Here is a 5,242-nt window from a genome sequence, read left to right as displayed (position 1 = left end):
GCGCGCTCGACATCCGCGTGGCCCGCAAGGCCGGCGAGAGCACCCTGGCCCGCGTCGTGCGCATGGTCGCCGAGGCCGAGGCCCAGCGTTCGCCCACCCAGCGCTTTACCGACCGGTTCGAGAAGGTCTTCGTGCCGGCCGTGCTGGTGCTGGTCGCGACCCTGATGCTGGCCTTCCTGGTGCTCGACGAGCCGTTCAGCCGCAGCTTCTACCGCGCCATGGCGGTCCTGGTAGCCGCTAGCCCCTGCGCCCTGGCCATTTCGGTGCCCAGCGCCGTGCTCAGTGGCGTGGCCCGGGCAGGGCGCGGCGGCGTCCTGGTCAAGGGCGGCGGTCCCCTGGAAAATCTCGGAACGCTGACCGCTCTGGCCTTCGACAAGACCGGCACCCTAACCGAGGGCAAGCCCAAGCTGACCGATATCGTCCCTGCCGAAGGCGTCGATGAGGCCGAGCTGCTCGCCATCGCCGTGGCCGTCGAGGCGCTCAGCGACCACCCGCTGGCGGCCGCCGTGGTGCGCGACGGGGAGGCCAAGCTGATCGGCCAGGCCCATCGTGAAGCCACCAACGTCAAGAGCCTGACAGGGCAGGGCATCCAGGCCCAGGTCGATGGCAAGGACGTCGTGATCGGCAAGCCGGGCCTATTCGAAGGCGACCAGAAAGACCTGCCCGTATCGGTCTGGAGCGATGCCAAGCGCCTTGAAGCGCGCGGCCGGACAGTGGTCGTCGTCCGCTACGGTGATCGTTTTCTCGGCGTGCTGGGCCTGATGGACACCGCCCGCCCCGCGGCCCGCGACGTTATCGTTCGCCTTCGCTCGCTGGGGATCACCCGCATGATCATGCTGTCGGGCGACAACCAGTCGGTCGCCGATGCGATCGCCCGTGATCTGGGTCTCGACGAAGCCCGCGGCGGCCTGATGCCGGAGGACAAGGTCGAGACCATCAAGGCCCTGCGCCAGCACTACGGCAAGGCCGCGATGGTCGGCGACGGGGTCAATGACGCCCCGGCCATGGCCAACGCCACCGTCGGCATCGCCATGGGCGCGGCCGGCTCGGACGTGGCGCTGGAAACCGCCGACGTCGCGCTGATGGCCGATGACCTGACCCATCTGCCGTTCGCCGTGGGCCTTAGCCGCAAGACCAGCGCCATCATCCGCCAGAACCTGTGGGTCAGCCTGGGCATGGTCGCGGTGCTGATCCCAGCGACCCTGTTTGGCCTGAAGATCGGCGAGGCGGTGATCTTCCACGAGGGCTCGACCCTTCTGGTGGTGGCCAACGCGCTGCGGTTGCTCGCCTACAAGGACCGCCAGGCATGAATGGCGAAGAACCTCGCACCGAAGCGTCGGACTGGGCCCGCCGATCGGCCCGCCGTGCGATAATGGCCCTGGCTGCGGCGATGCTTCTGCTCGTCATGTCGATTGGGGTTTTGGCGATCGGCCTGGAGCATCGAACATGAACCGACAACACTTGCGCCACCTAGGCGGAAAAGGAATTGGGCTTCTGATCCTGGCCTTTTCGGGCGGGGCTACTGCAGACACGATCGAAAAGCCCATCGTGCTCAACACTCAGCGGGGCTTCGCACTTGAGTCGGTCCGCGCCATCGCCGAAGGTGAGGGGGTCCGTTTCCATGGCGCGATCTGTCGACGGTCCATAGGATCCTCGCCGCGGATCATCCGAGCGGATCGTCTTGACGCGGGTGGAAACGTCATCAGCACGGCGACGCGTGTCCTGTGGGGCCTGCGTGGGCGCGAGCGCCATTGCATTTTCTTCGACCTGCCGACCCCCGGCCCGGTCATGTCAGGCGAGCAGTTTCGGGTCTGTACGCTTTCCACCAACCGTCCGTGCCCGCAGCCTGTCTCGGCTGCATCGAGCTCAAGCGAGATGGCGACGAAAGGCCGCCCATGATCATTGAATCTGAGATCGATATCGCCGCCCCCCCCACTAAGGTCTGGCGAACCTTGTCGGAGTTCGGTGGCTACCCGCGTTGGCATCCTCATTGGGAAATCGACGGCGTCCCCATTCGGGGCGCCAGCGTCTACATCCGTATCGGCTCCAATCCGGAAAAGCGTCTGAGGGTCAGGGCTCGGGTCATTGGCATGGCGCCAGGCGAGGAGATCGCCTTCCAGTCCGGTCCATTCTTCGCGCGATCGTATGAATACTTCCACCTGGAGCGCAGCGCGCGCGGCACGCTGCTTCGCCACACCAACAAGATAACCGGCCTAGCGGCGCTGCAGTTCAAGTTTAAGGCCGAGCGCGAAAAGTTGATCAGAATCTATAGCTTCCGCCTGGACGCTCTTTCGAAATACGTGACCACCAGCACGCCGCTGCGAGCGGTGACACGGGCCCGTCCGCGAACTCGGATCTAACTCTCACTGCCGCGCTGATGCGCCACGCCAAGTGTATCTTGTAACGTATTTCCTCGACGCATCACGGACGCTATAGGCCCTTACATGTTCGATGTGGCGACATGGCTGAAAACCTGGACGGGAGCGCTTCTAGCGTGCCTGCTGGTGCTCGCCGTAGCTGCGCCATCATTGCGTTCAGGCTTATGCTCGGCCGACTCCCTGTCGAGCAAGAAGACGAGCGCCGTCGCCGAGGCCACGACCTTTGCCCAGGCCAATGACCAGGATCCCGCAGACCTGGCCGACGGCGAGGTCTGCGGGATTGGCCATTGCCATCATTCTCCGTCGCTGATCGGGCTCGCCACGGCCGGGCAGACCTACGTCTCCGTCACGCGCATCCGCCTGACTCCAGCGCCGCCCCACATGCCGCTCTCGCGCATGCCGGACGGCCCCAACGAGCCCCCTCGAGCCTGACCCTGGCCGCGCCCTCGCGCGCGTAATCGCCTTCGTCAGTTCTCACATAGGGACCTCTCATGCATTCCCGCTATGCTCGGTCCGCCGCCATTTTCGGCGCGGTCCTGGCGCTTGCCGGCAGCGGCGCGCTTTCGCGCGCGCTCGCTGAGCCGCTCACCCTGGACGCCGCTATCATGCGCGCCCAGACCCAGTCACCGCTTGTCACGGCAGCCGAAGCCTCGGTGAAAGCGGCTGAGGGCCGCGCTCGCCAAGCCGACCTGATGCCAAACCCTGAAGCCGGCCTCCAATCGGAGAACTTCGCCGGTTCGGGCCCCTATGGCCGCTTCGGCGCAGCCGAAACCACGGCCACCATCAGCCAGCGCCTGGAGCTGGGCGGCAAGCGTCGCACCCGCGCCGCCGCCGCCAACGCCGAGGTCGACGCCGCCCGGATCGGCTTCGTCATCGCCAAGGCCGACCTCACCCAAGAAGTCAGCGTCCGTTATGCCGAAGCCCTCGCGGCGCAGGATCGTCTGGCCCTGGCCCGAGAGACGGCCACCCGCGCCGAAGGCCTTTCCAAGGTCGCCGGCACGTTGGTCGAAGCCGGTCGCGAGCCGCCCCTGCGGGCGTTGCGGGCTGAGGCGGCCAGCCGTGAGGCCGCCGCCGCCGTCATTGCCGCCGAGGCCGAGGCCGCAGCCGCGCGCCGCGCTCTAGTAACCCTCTGGGGCGATGCGGCCGAGACCATCGAGCTGGTGCGGTCCCCGCAGCCGGCGACGCCGGTGATGGCCACGATCGATCCCGGCGAAACCCTGGATGTGCGCCAAGCGCGCGCCCAGCTGGAGACCGCCCGGGCGGTGATCGATCGCGAACGCGCCGCTGGTCGTCCGGACCTCACCGTCCAGGCCGGGGTTCGGCGGTTCGAGCAGACCGGGGACTCGGCGATGATCGTCGGCTTTACCGCCCCGATCCCAATCTCCAACCGCAACCAGGGTACCGTCGCGGCCGCCCGCGCGGACGCCACCGCGGCCGAGGCGCGCGAACGCCTGGCCCTGGCGCGCTCGGTTCGGGCCGTTCGGGACGGGGAGGCGGCATTGCGCGCCGCCACCGCCAGGCTGGAAGTGCTCGACAGCAAGGTCGTGCCCCAGGCCCAGACCGCCGTCGACCTGGCGCGAGGCGGCTTCGAGGCGGGGAAATTCTCGCTGCTCGAAGTCCTAGACGCGCAAGCCGCCCTGACGACCGCCCGCACCGAACTCATCGCCGCGCGTCTCGACCGCGCCAAGGCGCTGGCCGCGCTCGAACGCGCCGCCGCCCAATAGGAAAGCTCACCATGAAATCCAACGATCGAAAGACCCTGCTGACGGCCGTGGCGGTCAGTAGCCTGCTGGCCGCTGGCGTCGGCGCGCTGGTCGGCAAGTCCCTGCTGTCTTCGCCGGCCAAGGACGCCCCCGCGGCCGAGGCCAAGGAAGACCACGCCGGCGAAAAGCCCCACGTGGGCATGACCGCCGATCGCATCGTCTCCGATGGCATCCAACTGTTGACCCTCACCGGCGGCGGCCTCGACGCCGCCGTTTCGGCCCAGGCCACCGTGGTGGCCACGCCCAACGGCGCGGCGATCCTGGCGGCCCGCGCCGACGGGGCTATCGTCCGCATCAACAAGCGCCTGGGGGACCCCGTCGCCGCCGGTGAAGTGATCGCCGCCATAGAAAGCCGCGACGCCGCGGCCATCAGCGCCGACCGTAGCACCGCGGCCGCCAAGGCCGCTGCCGCCCGCCAGGCCCTGGTCCGCGAGCAGCGCCTGTTCGACGCCAAGATCACCGCTCGCCAGGACCTCGAAGCCGCCCAGCGCGAGGCGGCCATCGCCGAGTCGGAGTTGCGCCGCGCCAGCGGCGCCAGCGCCGCCGCCGGCGTCAGCGGCAACGGTCGTACGTTGGCGGTCACCAGCCCGATCTCCGGCCGGATCACCGCCGCTAGCGCCACGCTCGGCGCCTATGTCACGGCCGGTTCCGAACTCTTCCGCGTCGCCGACCCGGGCCGCATCGAGATCCAGGCGGCCCTGCCGGTCGCCGACGCCCAGCGCGTCAAGCCAGGCGACACGGCCATCCTGGAGACCGCCAGCGGCTCGGTGAACGCCACGGTGCGCAGCATCACGCCAGCCTTGGACGCCGAGAACCGCTCGGCTACCGCCGTGCTGGCCGTCAGCGGCCGCGCTCCGATGTTGACACCCGGCCAGGCCCTGCGCGCGCGGATCACCCCGCGCGGTCCGGCCGCCGGCCCAGAGGGTCGCATCTCCGCACCCGATGAAGCCGTCCAGACGGTCAATGGCGCGGAGGTCGTCTTCGTCCGCACCAAGGAGGGCTTCGAGCCGCGCCCGGTCCGGGTGGGCCGCCGCGGCGGCGGTCACGTCGAGATCCTCTCGGGCGTGCGCGCCGGCGAGCAGATCGCCGGCAAAGGCGCCT

Annotated in this window: 6 protein-coding genes; all 6 read left to right on the top strand. The window is 68.9% G+C overall.

Annotated features, from left to right (window positions below):
* Positions 1 to 1,310, top strand: a 1,310-nt coding sequence (locus AX690_RS19370; RefSeq protein ID WP_156449726.1) for a heavy metal translocating P-type ATPase, incomplete at its 5' end; no start/stop codon positions are given.
* A 136-nt stretch (positions 1,311 to 1,446) separates the two neighbouring features.
* Positions 1,447 to 1,899, top strand: a complete 453-nt coding sequence (locus AX690_RS23060) for a hypothetical protein (protein WP_137803453.1) — start codon at positions 1,447 to 1,449, stop codon at positions 1,897 to 1,899.
* A complete protein-coding gene (locus AX690_RS19365) occupies positions 1,896 to 2,360 on the top strand; it encodes an SRPBCC family protein (RefSeq protein WP_062095849.1) in 465 nt (154 codons plus the stop codon). The genes AX690_RS23060 and AX690_RS19365 overlap by 4 nt, the downstream gene beginning before the upstream one ends.
* An 84-nt stretch (positions 2,361 to 2,444) precedes the next feature.
* The gene (locus AX690_RS19360; protein ID WP_062095847.1) at positions 2,445 to 2,810 is read left to right on the top strand and encodes a hypothetical protein; all 366 of its coding nucleotides are present in this window, start codon (positions 2,445 to 2,447) and stop codon (positions 2,808 to 2,810) included.
* A 59-nt stretch (positions 2,811 to 2,869) separates the two neighbouring features.
* Complete coding sequence (locus tag AX690_RS19355; RefSeq protein ID WP_066683571.1) at positions 2,870 to 4,102, top strand: TolC family protein; 1,233 nt, start codon at positions 2,870 to 2,872, stop codon at positions 4,100 to 4,102.
* An 11-nt stretch (positions 4,103 to 4,113) separates the two neighbouring features.
* Positions 4,114 to 5,242: efflux RND transporter periplasmic adaptor subunit (locus tag AX690_RS19350; protein ID WP_066730521.1), on the top strand; the 1,129-nt coding region annotated here is incomplete at its 3' end.

Source organism: Caulobacter sp. CCH9-E1 (assembly GCF_001556515.1).
Taxonomy (GTDB): domain Bacteria; phylum Pseudomonadota; class Alphaproteobacteria; order Caulobacterales; family Caulobacteraceae; genus Caulobacter.
This window is presented reverse-complemented; position numbering and strand designations above follow the sequence as displayed.